Source organism: Helicobacter sp. WB40 (genome assembly GCF_027859275.1).
Classification (GTDB): domain Bacteria; phylum Campylobacterota; class Campylobacteria; order Campylobacterales; family Helicobacteraceae; genus Helicobacter_D; species Helicobacter_D ibis.
The window spans coordinates 44355-66551 of record NZ_JAQHXS010000003.1; the positions used below are offsets into that span (position 1 = coordinate 44355).

Annotated in this window: 17 protein-coding genes; 10 read left to right on the forward strand and 7 right to left on the reverse strand. The window is 31.9% G+C overall.

Annotated features, from left to right (window positions below; all coding sequences use genetic code 11):
• Positions 1-23: 23 nt before the first annotated feature.
• A complete protein-coding gene (locus PF022_RS02740) occupies positions 24-1214 on the reverse strand; it encodes a polynucleotide adenylyltransferase (RefSeq protein WP_271020382.1) in 1191 nt (396 codons plus the stop codon).
• Entirely contained in the window at positions 1201-1746 is a 546-nt protein-coding gene (gene hpf / locus PF022_RS02745) for a ribosome hibernation-promoting factor, HPF/YfiA family (protein ID WP_271020383.1), read from the reverse strand. Before hpf ends, PF022_RS02740 begins: the two co-directional genes overlap by 14 nt.
• Before the next feature lie 168 nt (positions 1747-1914).
• Here hpf and PF022_RS02750 point away from each other — a divergent pair, with 168 nt between their 5' ends.
• On the forward strand, positions 1915-5424 hold the full coding sequence (locus PF022_RS02750; RefSeq protein WP_271020386.1) for a bifunctional proline dehydrogenase/L-glutamate gamma-semialdehyde dehydrogenase: 3510 nt from the start codon (positions 1915-1917) through the stop codon (positions 5422-5424).
• Positions 5411-6886, forward strand: a complete 1476-nt coding sequence (gene putP, locus PF022_RS02755) for a sodium/proline symporter PutP (protein ID WP_271022711.1) — start codon at positions 5411-5413, stop codon at positions 6884-6886. Before PF022_RS02750 ends, putP begins: the two co-directional genes overlap by 14 nt.
• On the opposite strand, the gene PF022_RS02760 is transcribed toward putP, so the two are convergent.
• A complete protein-coding gene (locus PF022_RS02760) occupies positions 6873-7301 on the reverse strand; it encodes a YqaA family protein (protein WP_271020389.1) in 429 nt (142 codons plus the stop codon). The genes putP and PF022_RS02760 overlap by 14 nt on opposite strands.
• A 10-nt stretch (positions 7302-7311) precedes the next feature.
• A complete protein-coding gene (gene hisF, locus PF022_RS02765; RefSeq protein WP_271020390.1) occupies positions 7312-8067 on the reverse strand; it encodes an imidazole glycerol phosphate synthase subunit HisF in 756 nt (251 codons plus the stop codon).
• A gap of 69 nt (positions 8068-8136) precedes the next feature.
• Here hisF and trpS point away from each other — a divergent pair, with 69 nt between their 5' ends.
• The gene (gene trpS, locus PF022_RS02770) at positions 8137-9123 is read left to right on the forward strand and encodes a tryptophan--tRNA ligase (protein ID WP_271020391.1); all 987 of its coding nucleotides are present in this window, start codon (positions 8137-8139) and stop codon (positions 9121-9123) included.
• Here trpS and PF022_RS02775 read toward each other — a convergent pair.
• Positions 9115-10059: a D-2-hydroxyacid dehydrogenase gene (locus PF022_RS02775; RefSeq protein ID WP_271022714.1), complete on the reverse strand. Its 945-nt coding sequence runs from the start codon at positions 10057-10059 to the stop codon at positions 9115-9117. The two genes, trpS and PF022_RS02775, sit on opposite strands and share 9 nt — an antisense overlap.
• Before the next feature lie 51 nt (positions 10060-10110).
• On the opposite strand from PF022_RS02775, the gene argB reads away from it, so the two are divergent.
• From argB to corA, 3 genes are read left to right on the forward strand one after another with little or no spacing between them, the layout of a single operon-like run.
• Entirely contained in the window at positions 10111-10965 is an 855-nt protein-coding gene (argB, locus tag PF022_RS02780; RefSeq protein ID WP_271020395.1) for an acetylglutamate kinase, read from the forward strand.
• Positions 10966-11022: 57 nt separating this feature from the next.
• Positions 11023-12222, forward strand: a complete 1200-nt coding sequence (locus tag PF022_RS02785; protein ID WP_271022717.1) for a phosphoglycerate kinase — start codon at positions 11023-11025, stop codon at positions 12220-12222.
• A 9-nt stretch (positions 12223-12231) separates the two neighbouring features.
• Positions 12232-13185, forward strand: a complete 954-nt coding sequence (gene corA / locus PF022_RS02790) for a magnesium/cobalt transporter CorA (RefSeq protein WP_271020399.1) — start codon at positions 12232-12234, stop codon at positions 13183-13185.
• 1 nt (position 13186) lies between these two features.
• Here the strand turns inward: corA and PF022_RS02795 are convergent, their stop codons facing one another.
• Positions 13187-13792: a class II aldolase and adducin N-terminal domain-containing protein gene (locus PF022_RS02795; RefSeq protein WP_271020401.1), complete on the reverse strand. Its 606-nt coding sequence runs from the start codon at positions 13790-13792 to the stop codon at positions 13187-13189.
• Positions 13792-14592 carry a M23 family metallopeptidase gene (locus PF022_RS02800; RefSeq protein WP_271022718.1) on the reverse strand — a complete coding sequence of 267 codons (801 nt, stop codon included), beginning with the start codon at positions 14590-14592 and terminating at the stop codon, positions 13792-13794. The genes PF022_RS02795 and PF022_RS02800 overlap by 1 nt, the downstream gene beginning before the upstream one ends.
• A gap of 190 nt (positions 14593-14782) precedes the next feature.
• On the opposite strand from PF022_RS02800, the gene grpE reads away from it, so the two are divergent.
• The 4 genes from grpE (at position 14783) to PF022_RS02820 (ending at position 22037) form a co-directional block, all read left to right on the forward strand.
• Complete coding sequence (gene grpE, locus PF022_RS02805; protein WP_271020983.1) at positions 14783-15355, forward strand: nucleotide exchange factor GrpE; 573 nt, start codon at positions 14783-14785, stop codon at positions 15353-15355.
• A gap of 20 nt (positions 15356-15375) precedes the next feature.
• The gene (gene dnaK / locus PF022_RS02810; protein WP_271020404.1) at positions 15376-17262 is read left to right on the forward strand and encodes a molecular chaperone DnaK; all 1887 of its coding nucleotides are present in this window, start codon (positions 15376-15378) and stop codon (positions 17260-17262) included.
• An 84-nt stretch (positions 17263-17346) separates the two neighbouring features.
• Complete coding sequence (locus PF022_RS02815) at positions 17347-21543, forward strand: restriction endonuclease subunit S (protein ID WP_271022720.1); 4197 nt, start codon at positions 17347-17349, stop codon at positions 21541-21543.
• A gap of 116 nt (positions 21544-21659) precedes the next feature.
• Complete coding sequence (locus tag PF022_RS02820; RefSeq protein ID WP_271022722.1) at positions 21660-22037, forward strand: hypothetical protein; 378 nt, start codon at positions 21660-21662, stop codon at positions 22035-22037.
• Positions 22038-22197 lie beyond the last annotated feature (160 nt).

Sequence of the window (22197 nt, forward strand, 5' to 3'; positions counted from 1 at the left end):
TCTTATAATTGTATCAAGTGAAACTAAAAAATTTCTTTTATTATTTTTATTTTTTCTTGCAGTATGTGTTCTTTGATTTGTGTTGCATTTGGTGGAATTTCTTTGGATTCTATCCATTGTTTTGGGGAGTATTTTATTTTCTTAAATGCTTCTATTAGTTTATCTGTGTCTATTTTTTTTATGCTACGATATGCTTTTCTAGCTTTTAAATCTGCATTAAATAGTTTGATTTGTGAATTGAGTAGCTCTAAATTACCTTTATAAGATTCTAATAATCTAACTATGTTAGATGCTTTTAGATTTTCTATTTCTTGTATTTTTATGTGGTTTTGTATTAGAAGTAGTATATCTTTTTTTAGTCTGTTTGGGATTTGCATGTCTATTAGAGATTCTACTAGTTTTATATCATCATGTCCGTTGGAGTTTCCATAGAATCTATATATATGTGGTTTTGCTATATCATGGTATAGTGCAGATAGTTTTAGGCATAAGTTTTCATATTTTAGATTTTTTATTGTATTTATGGTGTGCAAGAATGCAGAAGCTTTCATGTGATATAGGCTACTTTCTTTTAGCGTTGTTAACTTGTAGATATTTGGAAAGATATATTCTAACACTCCAAGTTCAAATAGGCTTTCAAAGAATAAATGAGCATTTTTGTAGCTAAGTGCTGTTTCTGCTTCCTTATATACTCTGTTTGGTTCTAAGTATTTTAGTTCGTCTTTCATGTTATAGATTAGAGCTTTTGTATCTTTATGTATTTTCCACAATTGTCCAAGTTTTGCTTTGAATCTTGCTATGCGTAGCACTCTAAGTGGATCTTCTATAAATGCACTACTTGTATGTCGTAAAATTTTATTTTTTATATCATTTGCTCCACCAAAAGGATCTATTATCTCGCCACTATCTTCATCTAATGCTATAGAGTTTATTGTGAGATCCCTTCTTTTTAAATCTTCAAGCAAAGTTACATTTTCTGTATCGTATGAAAAGCCATTGTATCCATGCCCTAGCTTTGTTTCTTTTCGTGCTAGTGCAATTTGTGAGTTGTTATCTAGTAAAAATACAGGGAAACTTTTGCCAACCTTTTGTAAGTGTGAAAAATCAGATTCCTTATATCCTACTGCTACATAGTCTTTATCTTTTGATTTTATATGTAGCAGTTTATCTCTTACATATCCGCCAACTAGGTATATTTTTTTAGTAGAGTCCATATTTTCCATCTATTCTTTTATAAATAACTCTCATTTTTAAATCCTTATCATTAAATACAAAAAATTGTTGTGAGCTGCTTTTTAATCTTTCTAGTGCTTCATCTATATCAAGTGGCTTGTGTAAATCTAAATCCATTGGTACAATCTCATCTTCTTTTAGGCTTAATGCTTCATCTCTTAAAATATCAGCTGATATTATTTCTTCGCTAGGTGTAGCGTGTTTATTGTTTATTTTATCATGATATCTTCTTAGTATTTTGTGCATTCTAGAGAAGGCTAAATCGCAAGCAGCATATAAATCTTTATCTTTTTGGCTTATTACTATAGTATTTGATTTTGCAACATTGATTGTTAAATCTATTTCAAAGATTCTTTTTTTCTTCTCTTTGCCCTTTTTATCTTGATATGATATTACAACTCTATTACTTATGATGTCTAAACTATACTTCTCCAAGCTATCACTTAGTTTGTATATATAGTCTTTAATTGAATCTGTTAGCTCAAAATGTTTTGAAGTGATTGTTGTATTCATGTGTTCCTCCTAACTTCAACTTTGATTCATTGTATCATAAGTGTTACAAAAATAAATATTTTCTATCTTTATTTTAAAAATAAGCTAAAAATATTTGTAAAAATTGAATTTCAAATATTATTATTTACATAAAGTTATACTAAAAATTTACTTTTTGGGAGTTTTTATATGGAATTAGATTTAATTGATGAATCATTAAAATTCGCAGAAGAATTGCAAGGCAAGATTGAGACAAATATGCAACAAAGTGAAAAAATATTTCACAACAAAATGCAAAAATTGCTAAATAATCCAAAAAATAAAATAATGCTAATAGAGCTATTAGATCGTGCATTTAGATGTAAAGACAAATCATCGACCTTTGAGTTTATAGAGACTATTTTAAGAAAGTATGGTATTGCTGATTTTTTCACTAGCAGTGAGAAGTTTTTGCTATTTTGTTTTTTGAGTTTTGGCGGTGTAGCACCAAAACTTAGCGTGCCATTTTTTGTTAAGCATTTAAGAGATGATACAAAAGGTATGGTGTTAGATGAAAATCCAACATTTTTAGAATCTCACATAGATAAGAGAGCTAGTGAAAACATAACTTTAAATATAAATCTAATAGGCGAGGAAGTCTTAGGTGAAGATGAGAGTAATCATAGAATTGAAAAATACAAAAAAGCATTGCAGAGTAAATTTGTAACATATATTTCAATTAAAATTACAACTATCTTCTCGCAGATAAATATAATTGATTTTGAATACTCTAAAGATGAGATAGTAAAGAGGTTGAATCTTTTATACAAAATAGCACAAGAAGAGCAAGAAAGACAAGGGATCAGCAAATTTATAAACTTGGATATGGAAGAATTTAGAGATTTAGAGCTTACAGTTAGTAGTTTTATGGAGAGTATTTCAAACTTTGATATTGAAGCCGGAATCGTTCTTCAAGCATATATCCCTGATTCATTTGATTATCTACAAAAGTTATTTGCATTTTCAAAAGAGAGAGTATTAAATGGTAAAAAACCAATTAAGATAAGGTTTGTTAAGGGTGCAAATATGGAAAGTGAGGAGACTATAGCTTCTCAAAGAGGTTGGGAGCTACCTACATTTTCTAAAAAAGTAGATACAGATTCAAACTACAATAAAATGCTTGATTTTATACTAAGTGGTGATAATTACAAATACATAAACATAGGTATTGCAAGTCATAATATTTTTGAGATTTCATATGCTTATACAAAAATAAAGCACAAAAATGCATTCTCTTCATTTACTTTTGAAATGTTAGAGGGTATGAGTATGCAGTGTGCTAAGGAGATTTCCCAACTACATAAACTAATATTGTATGCACCTGTATGTGATGAATCTCATTTTAATAACGCTATTGCATATCTTGTGAGAAGGCTTGATGAGAATACTAGTGTAGATAATTTTATGAGATATTTCTTTAACCTAAAAGTAGGCGATAATGCGTGGGAAACACAAAAGAAATTGTTTTTAGAATCTTTAGATGGAATTTCCAAAATAGATTCGAAAACTCATAGGATTCAAAATAGATTACTACCACAAAAGGCTCAAAGTTCATATGATACTAAGAGCTTTTATAATGAACCTGATACTGACTTTATACTGCCACAAAATAGGCAATGGGCGAAAAATATACGACAAAAATACGAAAATATGCCATTTATGGAAGTGTTCGCAGTAGCTAAAGAAGAGCTAAAAACTAGCACAGAATCAATAACTATAAAAGAAAGAATAAATAATAAAGATATAGGCAAAATTCACCTAGCAAGCAAAGAAGATATACAAGAAGCTTTAAAAATTGCAAAAGATTCTAAATTTAGTGAAACTAACTTTAGTGAGATTCATAAGATATTGGCTAAGACCGCACAAATAATGCGAGATAGAAGGGGTGATTTAATAGGTATTTCAGCGCTTGAAGTTGGAAAGACATTTATAGAAATAGACGCTGAAGTTAGTGAGGCTATTGACTTTTTAGAATTTTATCCTCATTCTTTAGAATCTCTAATGGCACAAAATGAAAATACTACTCTTTCGCCAAAGGGTATAGGAGTTGTGGTTGCTCCTTGGAATTTCCCTATTGGAATATCAGTTGGAACTATTGCAGCACCACTAGCAGCTGGAAATAGAGTAATATATAAACCATCAAGTCTATCTTCATTAAGTGGCTATATGATATGTGAATGTTTTTGGGAGGCTGGAATCCCAAAAGATGCGTTAATTTTCATGCCAACTAAAGGTTCTTATATTTCAGAATATTTATTAAAAGATTCTTCTATTTGTTTTGCTGTGCTAACTGGAGGAGAAGAGACGGCTTATGCTATGTTAGATAGTAATCCTACTTTAATGTTAAGTGCAGAGACTGGTGGGAAAAATGCAACAATTGTTAGTAGGTTTGCCGATAGAGATCAAGCAATCAAAAATGTCATTCATTCTGCCTTTTCAAATTCTGGGCAAAAGTGTTCTGCTACTTCACTTTTGATACTAGAAGATGAGGTGTATGATGATTTGGATTTTAGAGCTACTTTAGTTGATGCAGCAAAGTCATTAAATGTTGGCAATCCTTTTGAGTTTAAAAATAAGTTAGGTGCATTAGCAAACTCCAATGATAAAAAGGCTATAAAAGCTATTAATGAGTTAGAGGGTGAGCAAGAGTGGGCATTAAAACCTAGTTTTGTCAATGATAATCCATATTTAATGACACCTTGTATTAAATATGGAGTTAGAGTTGGTGAGTTTATGCACAAAGAAGAGTTATTCTCACCTATATTATCGGTTATGAGAGCTAGAGATTTAGAAGATGCAATAGCTATTGCAAACTCTACAGGATATGGACTAACTGCAGCATTAGAGAGTCTAGATGAGCGAGAATGGGAAATTTTTACTTCTAAAATAGAAGCTGGGAATATTTATATAAATAAGCCTAGCACTGGTGCAATTGTATTAAGACAGCCATTTGGTGGGGTGAAAAAATCAGCAATAGGGTTTGGTAGAAAAGTTGGTATTTATAATTACATAACCCAATTTTTAAATGTTTCACAACACAAAACAGAAAAGAATTTGATAGATAGTAATATTTCTGAAATTTTAGAAAAATTAATGCAAACAAATCCAAATAAAGATGATTTGCGAGATTCAATTATAATGGCAAAGAGCTATGCTTATCATAAGTTAAATGAATTTTCTGTCAAAAGAGACTATGTAAATATAAGAGGTGAGGAGAATTGGTTTTATTATGAGAGTGTAAAGAATGTCGGATACTATGTGTGCAGTGAAGATTCCCTAAAAGATATGCTAGGAGTTTTGATAGCTACTCATACTTTGGGGATTCCGCTTTTTGTGTGCTATAAGGATAACAAGCATATAGAATTTTTAAAAGAAATATCATCATTAATTGGAGCTAGTGTTGGATTTGTAGAACAAAGCAAAGAGGAATTTGCACAAAATGTATCAAAATATGAGCGAATTAGGTATTTTGCAAAGCCTTGTATTGATGATGTTATCTATAAGTCATGTGCGAAGTTAGCTAAAATTATCGCTTCAAGTAAGCCACTTATTAATGGTAGATTCGAGTTGCTTTATTATGTAATTGAAAAATCACTTAGTATTTCGTATCACAGATATGGAAATCTTGGCATAAGAGGAGAGAAAAATGGTTCAAATTAATTTTGAAATTGCAACAACATTTATAGCATATTCATTGCTTATGCTTTTTATTGGATTGTATTTTTATAACAAAAATAAAAATACAGAAGACTATTTTTTAGGTAATCGTTCTATGGGACCTGTTGTATCAGCACTATCTGCTGGTGCATCTGATATGAGTGGGTGGTTGCTTTTGGGATTGCCGGGAGCTTTGTATGTTACTGGATTTAGTGAAATTTACATTGCAATAGGTTTATCAATTGGGGCATTATTAAATTGGAGCTTTGTTGCAAAGAGGCTTAGAATCTACACAAGCGTAATTGCAAATTCTATTACAATACCTGATTATTTTGAGACTAGATTCTCCGATGATAAGCATATTTTGCGTGTGTTATGTGCTATTGTTATTTTGATATTTTTTACATTTTATGTATCTGCTGGACTTGTTAGTGGTGCAAAGCTATTTGAAGCTACTTTTGGTATAGCATATGAGTATGCACTAACAACTGGAACAATCATTATTGTAGCATATACATTTCTTGGTGGATATAAGGCTGTTTGTTGGACTGATCTTATACAAGGCTTATTAATGATGGGTGCTTTAATTGTTGTGCCTTGTGCGATGATATATCATTTAGGCGGTATTGATGAGAGTATAAAAATAGTATCTGAAATTAAACCTCAAGCTTTATCCATGGGTGAGGGAGTTAGTGCTATTGCTATTATTTCAAGTTTAGCTTGGGGTCTTGGATATTTTGGGCAACCTCATATTTTAGTTAGATTCATGTCTATTCGTTCTACAAATGATATTAAAGCAGCTACTATTGTTGGAATCTCTTGGATGGTTATTTCTTTGATTGGTGCTTGTTTAATTGGTGTAATTGGGATTGCTTATGTGTATAAATTTGAGCTATCACTACAAGATCCTGAAAAGATATTTATTGTAATGAGTCAAGTATTGTTTAATCCTTGGGTTAGCGGAATCTTACTTTCTGCTATTTTGGCTGCTGTTATGAGCACGGCAAGTTCTCAACTGCTTGTATCAAGCTCTACTATTGCAGAGGATTTTTATAGAAGAATTTTTAAAACAGATGCATCAGATAAATCAATCTTAAACATAGGTAAGCTTGGCGTATTGTGCGTTGCTTGTATTGCTTTTGTGATTTCTTTTGATGAGGATTCTAGTGTTTTATCTATCGTTGCTTATGCGTGGGCTGGGTTTGGTGCTAGTTTTGGTAGTGTTATGTTGTTTTCTTTATTTTGGGAGAGAATGACTAGAGTTGGTGCAATAGGTGGTATGGTTGTAGGCGCTATTACTGTGGTGCTTTATAAAAATTATCTAGGGACTTATTTTAATTTCCCTATTTATGAGATTGTTCCGGGATTTTTAGCAGCTAGTATTACAATTATAATCTTAAGCCTACTTACAAATGTAAGAGAGGGGACAAAAGTAGCGTATGAAACAATGCTTAAGCACTTATAAAATGTATGATTAAATAATATCTTAATGTCTTGCCTAGAGTTACAAAGATAATCATTTTGGCTAGATTGCATCTTGTAATCCCTAAGGCTAGGGCGAAAATATCTCCAATAATTGGCAAGAAAGTAAAAAACGCACATAAACTTCCGAATTTTTTTGTAATATTTACATATTTTATGGCTTTTTTGATATTTTCTTTAAATCTACTATGAAGAATAAGGTTAGTACCAAAATAGCCTATGGCATATGTGCTTAGCGTTCCTAGTGTATTTCCTAATGTTGCCACTAGTAAGACTAGATATTTGTCGTATCCTAACTTTATAAACATAGCTACAAATACTTCAGAGCCTAGTGGATATAAAGAACTAGCTATAAATGATATTAAAAATAGCCCCAAGATTCCTAGATTTTCTATCATATAGGTGTTATTAGATTCGTATTTCTATGCCATTTTCTTTTAGGTATTTCTTTAGAATTTTTATATTTATTAGATCAAAGTGAAACACAGAAGCGGCTAATGCACCACTTGCACCAACTTTAAATACATCATAAAAGTCAGAATCTCTCCCAGCACCGCCACTTGCTATTATTGGTATTGTTACTATTTCATGTAGTTTTGATATTTGTTCTAAGTCATATCCATTTTGCAATCCATCGCAATCCATGCTTGTAATAAGTAGCTCTCCTGCACCTCTATCTTGTGCTTCTTGTGCCCATGAAAGTAGCTCTTTATTGGTCTTTCTTGTGCCACCATGTGTGTATATTTCCCATTTATTATTTTGATATTTTGTATCAATAGCTACAACAATACATTGAGAGCCGAATCTTTTTGCGCTTTGTTCTATTAGATTTGGATTTATTATTGCTGAAGAATTTATGCTTATCTTATCACATCCAGCATTCAATAGCTCATATATATCATCTAGTGAGCTTATGCCACCACCTATTGTTAGAGGTATAAAGATTTCTTGTGCTACTTTTTTTATTAGTTCAATTCTTGTTTTTTTACCTTCACTTGATGCACTAATGTCTAAAAAAACTATCTCATCTGCTCCATCATCATTATATTTTTTTGCCATTTCTACCGGACAGCCTGTCTCTTGCAATCCTTTAAAATTTATTCCTTTTACAACTTTGTCATTTTTTATATCTAAGCATGGTATGATCCTACTTGCTAGTGCCATATATATATCCTTGTGTTTTATTGTTATAATTCATTATATACAAAATATAAAATAAACAAAAGGAAAGATATGCAATTAAAACGAGTTTTCTCTGGGATTCAGCCCACTGGAGATATACACTTGGGGAATTATCTAGGAGCGGTTAAAAATTGGGTTGATAGAGAAAAGGAATATGATAATGTTTTTTGTGTTGTTAATTCTCATGCTATAACAATTCCACAAGACCCGAAAGTATTAAGAGAAAAAACTTACGAATTATGTGCTATGCTTCTAGCTTGTGGCTTAAAAGATTCTACTTTATTTATACAATCAGAGGTGCAAGAACACACTTCTCTTGGTTGGTTGCTTACTTGCATTACTCCTATGGGGGATTTAAATCGTATGACGCAATTTAAAGATAAAAGTCAAAAAAATCCTAAAAATATACTAGCAGGACTTTTTAATTATCCAAATTTGATGAGTGCTGATATTTTGCTTTATAAAAGTCATTATGTTCCAGTTGGTGAGGATCAAAAGCAACATATAGAATTAGCAAGAGATACTGCAATTAGGTTTAATAGGGACTTTGGAGAGACATTTATTGTGCCAGAACCACTAATACAAAAAGAAGGTGCAAGAATAATGGGACTAGATGATCCAACAAAGAAAATGAGCAAATCAAGTGGAGTTGATAAGCCAAATCACTTAATAGCCTTGCTTGACACGCCAGAGGTGATTTTAAAAAAATGCAAAAAAGCAACTACAGATTCTGAAAATAAAATACTCTTTGATAAAGATAGAGCAGGAATTTATAATCTGCTTACTATATATCAATGCCTAAGTGGAGATAGTAAAGAAAATATAGAATCAGAATTTGCAAATAAGGGCTATGGGGAGTTTAAAGTTGCATTAGCAGATTTGATTATAGAGAAGTTAAAACCAATTAGAGAATCTTATCTCAAACTTATAGATGATAAATCGCATTTAGAATCTATACTAAAAAGCGGTGCAAACAAGGCTAGAGAAATTGCAGAAAAAACCTATAAAGAAGCAAAGGAGAAAATGGGGCTAATCTAGCCTCAAAAATTCCTTTATATTGTCCAATATTCCTTTAATTAGCTTTTTCTTGCTGTTTTCATATCCCCATGCATTATGTGGAGTTAGTAGGAGTTGGTTTGCTATTTCTTTAGAGAAAAGTGGATTATCTTCCTTTGGTGGCTCATTTTCAAATACATCTAAACCTGCGTAAAATTTCTTAACCTTTAGTGTTTCTGCTAGGTCATTTTCATTTATAATCCCGCCTCTACCGACATTTATTAGAATTGCACCTTCATGTATTAGATCTAAATTATCTTTATTTAGTAGATTTTTTGTTTTTTCGTTTAATGGAGCATGTATTGAAATTATCGAGCTTTCTTTTAATAAAGTATCTAGGTCTTTTTGTTGAAAGTCAGGATTGTTGTTATTTCCACTTGTTGAATAGTAGCTTATATATGCACCAAATGCATTTGCTAATCTTGCTACTTCTAAGCCTATTGTCCCTAAGCCTATGATTCCCCAGTTTTTACCATTTATTAATTCTAATTTTTCATCAAGGTTTGTAAAAAGTGGGTTTTGTGCGTATTTTTTACTTTTGCAATAATCATCATAATAAGGAATCTTTGCACTTAAAGCTAAAGCCATCATAAGAGTGTGTTGTGCTACACTTTTAGTGGAGTATCCAACTACATTTTTAACCTCGATTCCTAGTTTTTGTGCTGTTTGTAAATCTACATTATTTGTCCCTGTTGCTGTTATGCAGATTAATTTTAAAGAATCTTTTAGAGATTCTAAAATGTTGCTATCTAATATGACTTTATTTGTGATAATTATTGTTGCATCATTGCATCTTTGTAGTGTCTCATTTTGAGATGTTATTTCATATTCTGTATATTCTCCAAATTCACTTAGATATTGCCCAAGATTGTTATTTCCTAGGCTTTTTGCATCGAGGAATACGATTTTATGTTGCATAAACAATCCTTTAGATATAATTTATACATTCTACAACAAAAAGAGTTTAAAATGAATAATCACAAAAAAGTAGTTTCAATCCTGCTAGGCGCACTTACATATATAAAGCTTTTTCGTGGTTCTAAGATAGTTATAAAATATGGCGGTGCAGCACAGATAAATCCAGAGTTAAAAGAGCAGTTCGCACTTGATATTGTAATGCTATATATGCTTGGTATTAAGCCTGTGATAGTGCATGGCGGAGGGAAGAGGATAAATGAGCTTTTAGACTTATTAAATATAACAAGCGAATTTGTAAATGGGATTAGAAAGACAAGCATAGATGCACTAAAAATAGTAGAAATGGTTCTAAGCGGGGAGATAAACAAGGAGATTACTGCATTTTTGAACTTCCATGGAGTAAATGCAATAGGTATTAGCGGTAAAGATTCGTCGCTATTTTCTGCTGTTCCAAAGGATAATGGGAAATATGGTTACACTGGAGAGATAGTTGAGACCAAAGGAGAGGTGATAGATAAGTTATTATCAGAAGATTTAATACCAGTTATCGCTCCAATTGCATGTGGTAATGAATCTGGACATCCGGGATTTAATATAAATGCAGATAGTGCAGCTAGTGCTATTGCAGTTGCTATTAAAGCTAAGAGAGCTATTTTTCTAACAGATACAAGTGGAGTGCTTAATAAAGATGGAAAAATATATGAATCTCTTAATGCCTCAACAACTATGAAATTAGTAGAAAATGGCACTATTAGTGGAGGTATGATACCTAAAGTTGAATCTTGTCTTGCTTGTGTAAAGGGTGGAGTTGAAAAAGCACACATAATAGATGGCAGAATCCCACACTCAATATTATTAGAACTTCTAACTAGTGGTGGAATTGGCACTGAATTTATGCTTGATTGATTTTGTTGCTTAAGGCGTTTTTCGTTATTATAAATCAAAACAAAATGGGTGGAATGAATGAGTAAGAATATTCAAAAAATGCAAAATGTAAAAAGTGTAAGAGAAGTAGAAATCAAAGATAAAAGGGTGTTAATTAGAGTTGATTTTAATGTGCCTTTAGATGATGAGCTAAATATCAGCGATGATACAAGAATACGAGAAGCAATACCTACTATTAATTATTGTATCGATGCTGGAGCAAAGTCTATTATTCTTGTAAGTCATCTTGGGCGACCAAAGGGCAAGAGTGACGAGTTCTCTTTAAAAGTAATATTAAAAAGATTAGAGAGATTATTGAATAAAAATGTTGTTTTTGCTGATTTGGACAATGCTCAAGTAACGCTAAATACTCTTGTTGATGGCAGTATTATTTTGCTTGAGAATATTAGATTCTATGAAGGTGAAGAAAAAAATGATGATAATCTATCTAAAAAATTAGCAAGTTTATGCGATGTGTATGTAAATGATGCGTTTGGAACTTCTCATAGAAAGCACTCTTCCACATATGGAGTGGCAAAATATGCTAATGTAAAAGTTGCTGGATTATTGTTAAAAAAAGAAATAGATTCTTTTGCAGTTGCTTTATCGAATCCTATTAGACCTTTGCTATTAATTGTTGGTGGTTCTAAAGTGTCTTCTAAATTAACGCTTCTTACTTCAATACTTGATGTGGTAGATAAAATAGTAATCGGCGGTGCTATGAGTAATACATTTTTAAAAGCAGTAGGTTATGACATGAAAGATTCATTAGTTGAGGATAATTTACTAGAAGAGGCAAAAAACATTCTAAGAATTGCAAAAGAAAAGCATGTAAAGATATATTTGCCTGTAGATGTTGTAACTACAACAAAAGACAAAAAAGATATCAAAATTGTCCCTGCACAAGATGTTCCTGATGAGCATATGGCAGTAGATATAGGACCTGCAACTGTTAGGTTGTTTAATGAGGTTATTAGAGATTGTGAGACTATTATTTGGAATGGTCCATTAGGTATGTATGAAGATCAAAAGTTCTCGCGTGGGACATTTAGCATATCTCATACAATAGCAGATACATACGCATATAGTGTAATAGGTGGTGGAGATACTGCAGATGCGGTAAATAGAGCAGGAGATAAAGATAGTATGAGCTTTACTTCAACAGGTGGTGGAGCATCTTTGGAGCTATTAGAAGGTGTTGTGTTACCTGCATTTGAGGTGTTAGATACTAGAGAATAGAGGCTTTTTATGCTGAATCTTTTTATAAAGCGTAATGGACTTGTTGTTAGAGAGAGCATAGCTTCTGTTAGTGCTATTAATTCTAGTGATGATATTTTGTGGATTGATCTTTTGCATCCGACTACAGAAGAGATAGCGTATATTTCTAAGACATATATGCTTGAGATGCCAACCAAAGAAGAAAGAGAAGAGATAGAAGAATCTGCTAGATATTGGGAAGATAGCGATACTATTACTATTAATACTTACTTTCTAACAAAACCAAATGAAGAAAATGTCTTTCATAATGAAACAATCACATTTCTTCTAACACATGGTATCTTATTTACTCTCAGATATAGTGAGTTTAGGATATTTGATGAGATTCAACAAAGGGTTCTTGCAAGTCCGAAATATTTTGAAGATGGATTTGACTTGATTACAAATATTTTTGAGCTAAGGGTTGAGAAAGACGCTGATATGCTAGAGAGTATAGCTAAACAAACTAGAATGCTAAGAAGGTCATTGTTTGATAAAGAATTAAGCGATGAGATACTTAGCACATTATCTCTTTTGGAGGAAATGCACTTGAGTTTGAGAGATAGTTTGTTTGATAAAAGATTGGCTATTACAGCACTTTTGAGAACCGATAAGGTAGATAGTGATTCTAAAAAGTCATTAGGAATCGTACTAAAAGATATAAACTCTCTTGTAGAGTTTGCAAATGTAAATATGAATATCCTTGATAATATACAAACATTATTTGCAAGTCATATAAATATAGAACAAAATAAAATTATTAAAATTTTCACCGTTGTTACTGTAGCTATGATGCCACCAACACTTATAGCTACTATATATGGTATGAACTTTAAACATATGCCAGAGTTAGAGTGGGCTTATTCTTATCCTGTTGTGTTGTGCACTATGATTGTTTCTACTATTTTGCCTATTTTGTATTTCAAAAAGAAAAAATGGCTCTAAACTATAAATCAAACAAATCTTGATTTTGCATACTCCCTTCTAGGAGGCTATTGAAGTGGAGTATCTTGCAGCTATTTTCTAATATGGCAACTAGTTTTGATAGTATCCGTAAATCCCTATGATATACATATACACCATAACCCTTTATTACCATTATTTTTCCGCTGTGCTCTTTGAAGTATCTGTTTATCTCTACATCAGCTCTCTCATACCATGTATCATAATCTTTTGGGTCATATACATTAAGGCTTCCTAGTAGTTTATAGCCAAAATAATCCTTTGGCAGAATCTTGTCATGGCTCAATGTATATGAGGTGGTAAATGGCGGTGTTGTGTAAGCTATATATTTTGCATTTGGTAGATTTTGGTATAGGAGAGAATGAATCTGTGCATCTATACTGGCTTCATTCCATCTATAATCCTTTTTGTGATATAGAGTTATAAAAGAATCATCTGTTAGATTGTCAAATATTGCTTCTTTTTTGTTTATTAGAAAATGACCTTCTTCTAACTTTGTGGATATTGAGCCATGAAAGATTCCTAAAAAGCCTTTTCTGAACATTGATAAAGATACAGTTTTTATTTTTTCTAAATTGTCTTTCGCCATTATTTGTCCATAAATAGTGTATTTATCTTTTGTATAAAATCTATTGGATCAACTTGTGCTCCTCTAGCTAGAATCCCAAAGTGCAAATGAGGTCCGCTGACTCTTCCACTGTTTCCACTAAGTGCTATTAAATCGCCTTTATTTACAATATCTCCTAGTTTTACTTTGATTTCACTGCAATGATAATACATGCTAAAAATTCCTTCTCCATGATCAATTACGACTGATTTTCCTGCCAAGAATCTGTCTTTTGCAATCACAACTTTGCCACTATTTGCTGCATATATTGGTGTGCCAATTTTTGCCCTAAAGTCAGTCCCACTATGATAGCTATTTACCTCACCATTAAAGATTCTAGCACTCCCATATGGACTTGTAATCACGCTCTCCATTGGGTTTATAAATGGTGAATCCCAAAATCTAGAATTAGTATAAGTTGCATAAATTTTATTTGCTTCATCTCTTTCTTTTTTTATTCTTTGTTGATTTTCCTTATTTGGTTTTGCTTTACTTTGTGCGACTACTATTTGTTCTTTTTTGTAATTTCCCTCTATTACCTTTATGCTTATATCTCCATTATTGGATATTTCTGGTTTTGTCCTATATGGTATTGTGATTATTAGAATCTTTTCATTGCTATTTTTTGGATGTTGTAGCCATTTGTATGTTCTATTGTTTATTTTTATGTTTTCTGCTTTTGTGTCTTTTGTAGTTAGGATTAGAGTTTTGCCATTTTCTACTTCGTATTCTTTTGAGATAACGAAGCTTACTAGCATTAGCATTAGTAATGTTTTTTTCATAAATTATTCCGAATCTTCATTTATTATTGCAAAGTTATCAGATTCTAGCTTAAAACTAATAGTTACACATCGATTGATTCATTAGTTGAATATTTATTTTTAGAAAAGTTTAGTTTATTTTATTAATTTAACTTGACAATAGTAGACTAAAGTTATATAATTTGCTTTGTAATTTAAGTTTCATACCAATATTAAGGAGTGGAATAGAATGCAAGAACTTAATGAAGAACATTCCGAAAACAAGGAAGTGCAAGAACTTAAAACTGATGAAGCAAATAATGAGACTTCTAGTGAAGAAACAGAAGAAACCATAGAATCTTTACAGGCTAAAGTTAAAGAATTGCAAGATCAGTATTTGCGCGTTTATGCTGATTTTGAAAATACCAAAAAAAGAATGCTAAGAGAAAAAGACCAAAGCTTAGAGTATGCTTATGAGAGATTTGCAAGAGATTTATTGCCCGTTATTGATACTTTGGAGAGTGCATTAAAGAGTGTAGAAGATTCAAATAATGATGATGAAGTGGTAAAAAAGATAGGAGAAGGCGTGTCTTTAACGCTTGATAACTTATTAAAGATTCTAGTAAAGCATGGTATTGAGCCTATTGATACTCAAGGTGAGTTTGATCCAAACTTTCATGATGCAATCATGCAAGTGCCAAGCGAAGCGCATGAAGATGGGCAAATTGTAGCAGAGTTGCAAAAGGGTTATAAATATAAAGAGAGAGTTTTGCGACCATCAATGGTTAGCATTGCAAAAAATTAAACTAAAAGAAAGGATAAATTATGGCAAAAGTATTAGGAATCGACTTAGGAACAACAAATTCAGCAATGGCTGTATTTGAAGGAAATGAAGGAAAAATTATTGCAAACAAAGAAGGTAAAAATACTACTCCATCAGTAGTTGCTTTTACAGATAAAGGTGAGATTTTAGTAGGTGATCCAGCTAAAAGACAGGCAATTACAAATCCAGAAAAGACAATTTATTCTATAAAGAGAATCATGGGTTTAATGAGTAATGAAGAAAAGGCAGAAGAAGCTAAAAAAAGACTTCCTTATAAGATTGTAGATAGAAATGGTGCTTGTGCGATTGAGATTGCAGGGAAGGTTTATACCCCACAAGAAATTTCAGCAAAGATTCTAATGAAACTAAAAGAAGATGCAGAAAGCTATCTTGGAGAAGAGGTAACAGAAGCAGTTATCACTGTTCCAGCGTATTTTAACGACGCACAAAGAAAGGCTACAAAAGAAGCAGGAACTATCGCCGGACTTAATGTATTAAGAATCATTAATGAGCCTACAAGTGCAGCTCTAGCTTATGGACTAGATAAAAAGCAAGCAGAAAAGATAGTTGTTTATGACCTTGGTGGTGGGACATTTGATGTTACTGTGCTAGAGACTGGTGATAATGTTGTAGAAGTTTTAGCCACTGGTGGAGATGCGTTCTTGGGTGGAGATGATTTTGATAATGCAATTATTGATTATCTTGCAAAATCTTTTGAGGATTCAAATGGTATCAATCTAAAAAATGATGTTATGGCACTTCAAAGACTAAAAGAAGCAGCAGAAAACGCTAAAAAAGAGTTAAGTAGTGCTGCAGAGACTGAAGTAAATCTACCATTTATCACAGCAGATGCAAGTGGCCCAAAACACTTAGTAGAGAAAATTAGCAGAGCAAAATTTGAAGGATTAATTGAAAAGTATATTGATCAAACCATTGACAAGATTGATAGTGTTATTAAAGATGCAGATTTAAGCAAGAGTGATATTGCAGAAGTTGTTATGGTGGGTGGTTCTACTAGAATTCCAAAAGTGCAAGATAGAGTAAAAGACTTTATTGGCAAAGAGCTTAACAAATCAGTTAATCCAGATGAAGTTGTAGCAATCGGTGCTGCTATACAAGGTGGTGTATTAAAAGGTGATGTAAAAGATGTACTTTTACTTGATGTTACTCCGTTATCTTTAGGAATTGAAACTTTAGGTGGTGTAATGACTAAGATTATTGAGAGGGGCACTACAATTCCAGTTAAGAAAAACCAAGTATTCTCAACTGCAGAAGATAATCAACCAGCAGTTACGATTCAAGTACTTCAAGGAGAAAGGGAACTTGCAAGAGATAATAAAGTGCTAGGTAATTTTGAGCTAAGTGGAATCCCAGCAGCTCCAAGAGGTGTGCCACAAATTGAAGTTACATTTGATATTGACGCTAATGGTATTTTAACCGTTAGTGCAAAAGATAAGGCAACAGGTAAAGCTCAAGAAATAAAAATTACAGGTTCAAGCGGACTATCAGATTCAGAGATTGAAAAAATGGTAAAAGACGCTGATTTGCACAAAGAAGAAGATAGAAAGAAGAAAGAAATAATAGAAATTAGAAATCAAGCAGATAGTCTAGTGTATCAAAGTCAAAAGAGCCTAGATGAGATGAAAGATAAGATTGATTCTGCTGAAGCAGAAAAGATTCAAAATGCAATTAACGCATTACAAGAAACTCTAAAAAATGAAAATGCTTCCAAAGAAGAAATTGAAGCAAAAGTAAAAGAGCTAACAGAAGCAAGTCATAAACTAGCAGAAGCAATGTATAAAAATAATGAGCAAGGAGCAGCAAATGGCGGTGCAAATGCTCAAAATAACAAAAAAGATGATGATATAATTGATGCAGAAGTGGAGTAATCCACCTGCATATATATTTTTACTTTTAACTTCTTAACCAAATTTATATATAATCATACCTCACATTTTACAACTAGGCACACAATGATCACAAAAGAGAATTTAAAAGAAGTTTTAGAATCTTTAGGGTTTGAAAATAAAGAAGAAATTTATAGTAAGACTATAAATGAATACACGCTAAAGATTAATTTTAAAGCCAAAACTCTTCACTATCCTAAATGGGTTACAATCCACGATACAACTACTTCTAACTTCTCTCACCCTGAAAATTTTGTTGTCTTTGAATGTGTGCATAGACTTTTGGAAAAAGGCTATAAGGCAGAGCATTTAGAGCTAGAGCCAAAATGGAATCTTGGCAGAGATAAAAAAGGTGGCAAGGCTGATATTTTGGTGCGAGATAATGAAAATAATCCTTACTTAATTATTGAGTGCAAAACTACAGATTCTAAAAATAGTGAATTTGTCAAAGAATGGACTAGAATGCAAGAAGATGGCGGACAACTTTTTTCTTATCTGCAACAAGAAAGAAGTGTAAAATATCTTTGTCTTTATACGAGTGATTTTAACTCACACCTTACATATACAAGCTATATCATACAAACTTTTGATAATGAAGAATATTTAAAAGAAAAAGATATAGAGAATAAGTCTTATACAAAGGCTACAAATAACATCGAGCTTTTTACAACTTGGAAAGAAAGTTATGACTTTTACCACGAAAAGCAAGGTATTTTTGAAAGCAATATCAATGCCTATAAAATCTTAGAAACAACGCCAACTTTTGAAAATCTCAAAGAGCTTAAAGAAGAGGGAAAATATCACGAATTTGCCAAGATTTTACGCAAGCACAATATTTCAGGTAAAGAAAATGCCTTTGATAAGCTTATAAATATCTTTCTTTGCAAAATTTATGATGAAACTTTTAATAAAGATAATCTAAAGTTTGGTTATCGTGGAGTTATGGCAGATACTTATGCAAGTATGCAAGATAGATTGATGTTACTTTATAAGGAGGCTATGAGTGAGTTTTTAGGCGAAAAAATTACTTTTGTTTCTAATGATGATATAGAAAAAGATTTTAAAAAGCTAAAAATAAAAGCCCTAAAAGAAGCAATGCAAAATTACATCAAAGAGCTAAAATTCTACTCAAATAACGATTTTGCTTTTTTAGAAGTGCATAATAAAGAATTGTTTTTAAAAAATGCACTTGTATTGGTAGAAATTATAGAGCTTTTTGCCCCTTATAAACTCACACAAAATTCTACTAACCAATTTTTAGGCAATCTTTTTGAATTGTTTTTACAAAAAGGTATGAAGCAAGATGAAGGGCAGTTTTTTACCCCGATACAAATTTGTGAATTTATTATGTATTCTTTGCCACTAGATTCTATGTTAAAAGAAAGCACTAAGCCTCTAAAAGTTATTGACTATGCGTGTGGTGCAGGACATTTTCTAAATACTTATGCAAATGAGCTTAAACGCTATGTGAAAGAAGAAAATTTAAAAGAATATTACAAGAATATTTATGGAATTGAAAAAGAATATCGACTTTCTAAAGTATCAAAAGTTTCAAGTGCTATGTATGGACAAAATGAAATTAATATTTTATATGCAGATGCACTCTCTTCCTTTGAGCTGGCAAATACCAAAAACTTTGAAGGAGAAAAGCCAAAGCCACAAGTTGAATCTCGCAGCTTTGATTTGCTGATTGCTAATCCACCTTATAGCGTCAAAGGTTTTTTAGAAACTCTAAGTGCTAAGTCTAAAAAGACTTATAGTCTTTTTAGTAATGATATAAATATAGAATCAAATAATGCTATTGAATGCTTTTTTGTGGAAAGAGCAAATCAAATTTTAAAGGATAACGCCAAAGCTGCGATTATTTTACCAAGCTCTATTTTAAATAAAGACTCTATTTACAAAGCCACGAGAGAGATTCTTTTTCAAAACTTTGATTTTATTTCTATTGTCGAGCTAGGAAGCCAAACATTTGGTGCGACAGGCACAAATACGATTATTTTATTTTTACGCAAAAAAGAGACTTTTAGACAAGAAAATAGTTTTATCTCGCAAGATTATAGCTTGATTAAAGAACGTATAGAGGGTGAAAATCTAAAAGACAATGAGCACTTTTATCAAAATTATTTAAGCGCATATTGTGATTTTAGAGGATTTGATAAAGAACTTTATGAGAGTTTTTTAAATGGTAATTTAGATTCTAATCTTTTCAATTTAGATATTTTTAAAGATTATTACAATGCTTTTAAACAAACAAGTGATTATAAAAAACTAAAAGAATCTAGAGCTTATAAGGATTCCAAGGATAAAGATTTGTTAGAAAATAAAGCATTTTTAGACTATGCTTTAAATATAGAAAAAGACAAATTGCTATATTTTTCCCTAAGTCTTAATCAAGAAGTGCTAATCATCAAAGCTCCAAGTGATATAAAAGAGCAAAAGAAATTTTTAGGATATGAATGGAGTAATCGCAAAGGCGATGAAGGACTAAAAGAGTTATATAGCCCCTACCTTAGCCCACTTTTTGAAAGGGATAATCCAAAAAATGAGACCAAACTTAATGCGTTAATCTACAAATCTTTTTTAAATACGCTTAATTTTATCCCAGAAGAGCTAAGAGCTTATGCCACAAAAGCAAAGCTTATTGATATGATAGACTTTGAAAAGGTGGAATTTAATAAGGCAATTAGTTTAAATCCAAAAACACAGCGACGAGAAATAAAATCTAAATATCCATTAGTTAAATTAGAGACTTGTGGGGATTTTTTTATGGGTGGAACTCCTTCAAGAAAAAATTCAAGTTATTGGAATGGGGAAATTAAGTGGCTAACAATTGGTGATTATTCTAATCATCAAGTTATTACAGATACTAAAGAAAAAATCACTCAGCAAGGCTTTAAAGATTCTAATGCAAAAATGATACAAAAAGGTGCTGTTGTTGTTTCAATCTATGCAACAATTGGAAGGGTTGGAATACTAGGTGAAAGCATGACTACCAATCAGGCGATAGTATCCATTGTTCCAAATGAGTGGTTTATTAATAAGTATCTTATGTATGCTATTGATTATTTTAAATTTCAATTATTTAACGAAACTATCACTACTTCACAAAAAAATATTAATCTAGGAATTTTACAAAATATGATTATTCCAAAACCACCGCTTGAAATTCAAAAGCAAATCGTGGCAGAGTGTGAAAAAATTGAAGAGCAGTATCATACAATCAAGACAAGTATAGAAGAGTATCAAAAATTAATTAAAGCGATTTTGTTTTATTGTGGAATTATAGATTCTATCAATCAATCACACGAAGTGCAAACCGCTAAAGGCGTCGTCGGAGTGGGGGGAGAGGTTGAGAGGGGGAAGGGAGCGACTTCGCAATTTAAGTCCCTCCATCCTCTCACAAAAGAAAGTGGCTTAGAATCTATTTTGCAAAATTTGCAAAAATTAGAATCTCAACTTGATTTTAATCTTTTGCTTGTGCTGATTGAAGAGCAAGTCAGTTATTCTAATATTTTCTTTTCTCGTCATTCTGAGGGAAGCGAAGCGACCGAAGAATCTCATAATAAAGAAAAGCAAGATTTTAACACCTTTAAAGATTTTTCTAAAACCATACAAGAGCTTTTGCAAACTCTCCCAACTCCGCCACAAAATGGCTGGGAGAGAATTTCTTTAAAGAATGAAAAATACATAGAACTTAATCCGAGTAAAAAAGAAATATCAGAGCTTGATGAAAATATGCTTGTTTCTTTTATAGAAATGGCAAGCATTTCAGATAAGGGTTATATTGAAAGCAAGGTAGATAAGCCATTAAAGGAAGTGAGAAAAGGTTATACATATTTTGTAGAAAATGATATTTTGATTGCAAAAATTACGCCTTGTATGGAAAATGGCAAATGTGCCATTGCAAAAAATCTCACAAATCATATAGGTTTTGGTAGCACAGAATTTCATATTTTTAGAGCAAAAACAGGTCTTGATAGCAGTTTCTTATTCTATAATCTAAATCAACAAAATATAAGAGAAAAAGCAGCTCTTGCTATGACTGGAGCAAGTGGACACAAAAGAGTTCCTATAAGTTTTTATGAAAATCTTACAATCCCACTCCCACCGCTAGAAGTGCAAGAAAAAATTGTTCAAACTATTGAAGCAGTGGAGAATCAAATTTCTTTTGTGGATTCTAAACTTGCTCGCCTAGAATCTCAAAAAGAAGTTATTCTTAAAAAATATTTAGAGGCAGATAACGAGAGAGAGAACAGGTAGAGATTAAAGAAATCTTAAATCTTATCTCTCTTCTTCAGGCTTATAGAATCTTATTGCAATACTACACTACGAATATTTTGCGGGTGTGTGGAATAGATCCTAAAAGTGATAATTTTATGGATAACTTACCAAGTTTGGAACAAAATAGCCTTAAAACTTACAGCCTAAACGATACACAAAATTTTAGCCTTAGCATTGGCAAAAGAGTGCTAGATAGTGAGCTAGATATAAATGGAGCTATCCCAGTATTTAGTGCAAATGTGAAAAAAGCATTTGGATTTATTAATAAAGAAATTTTACAAGATTATAGCAATGATTGTGTGTTATGGGGGATTGATGGAGATTTTATGGTGGGATTTATGCCAAAAGGTAAGAAATTCTACCCCACAGATCATTGTGGAATTTTAAGCGTAAATGAAGCGGTATTAAATACTAAGATTGTTAGCTTTGCATTAGAGCAAGAAGGAGAAAAAGAGAATTTTCTCGTACTTTAAGAGCCTCTATTGATAGGATTAGGGATCTTAAAATCACTCTTCCACCGCTAGAGATACAAAACACAATCGCAAAAGAAGTGCAAATTTTAGAAGACAAGATTCAAAGCTTTAAATCTCTTTTGCCACTTTTAGAAAAAAGTAAATCAAAGATTCTAGGACA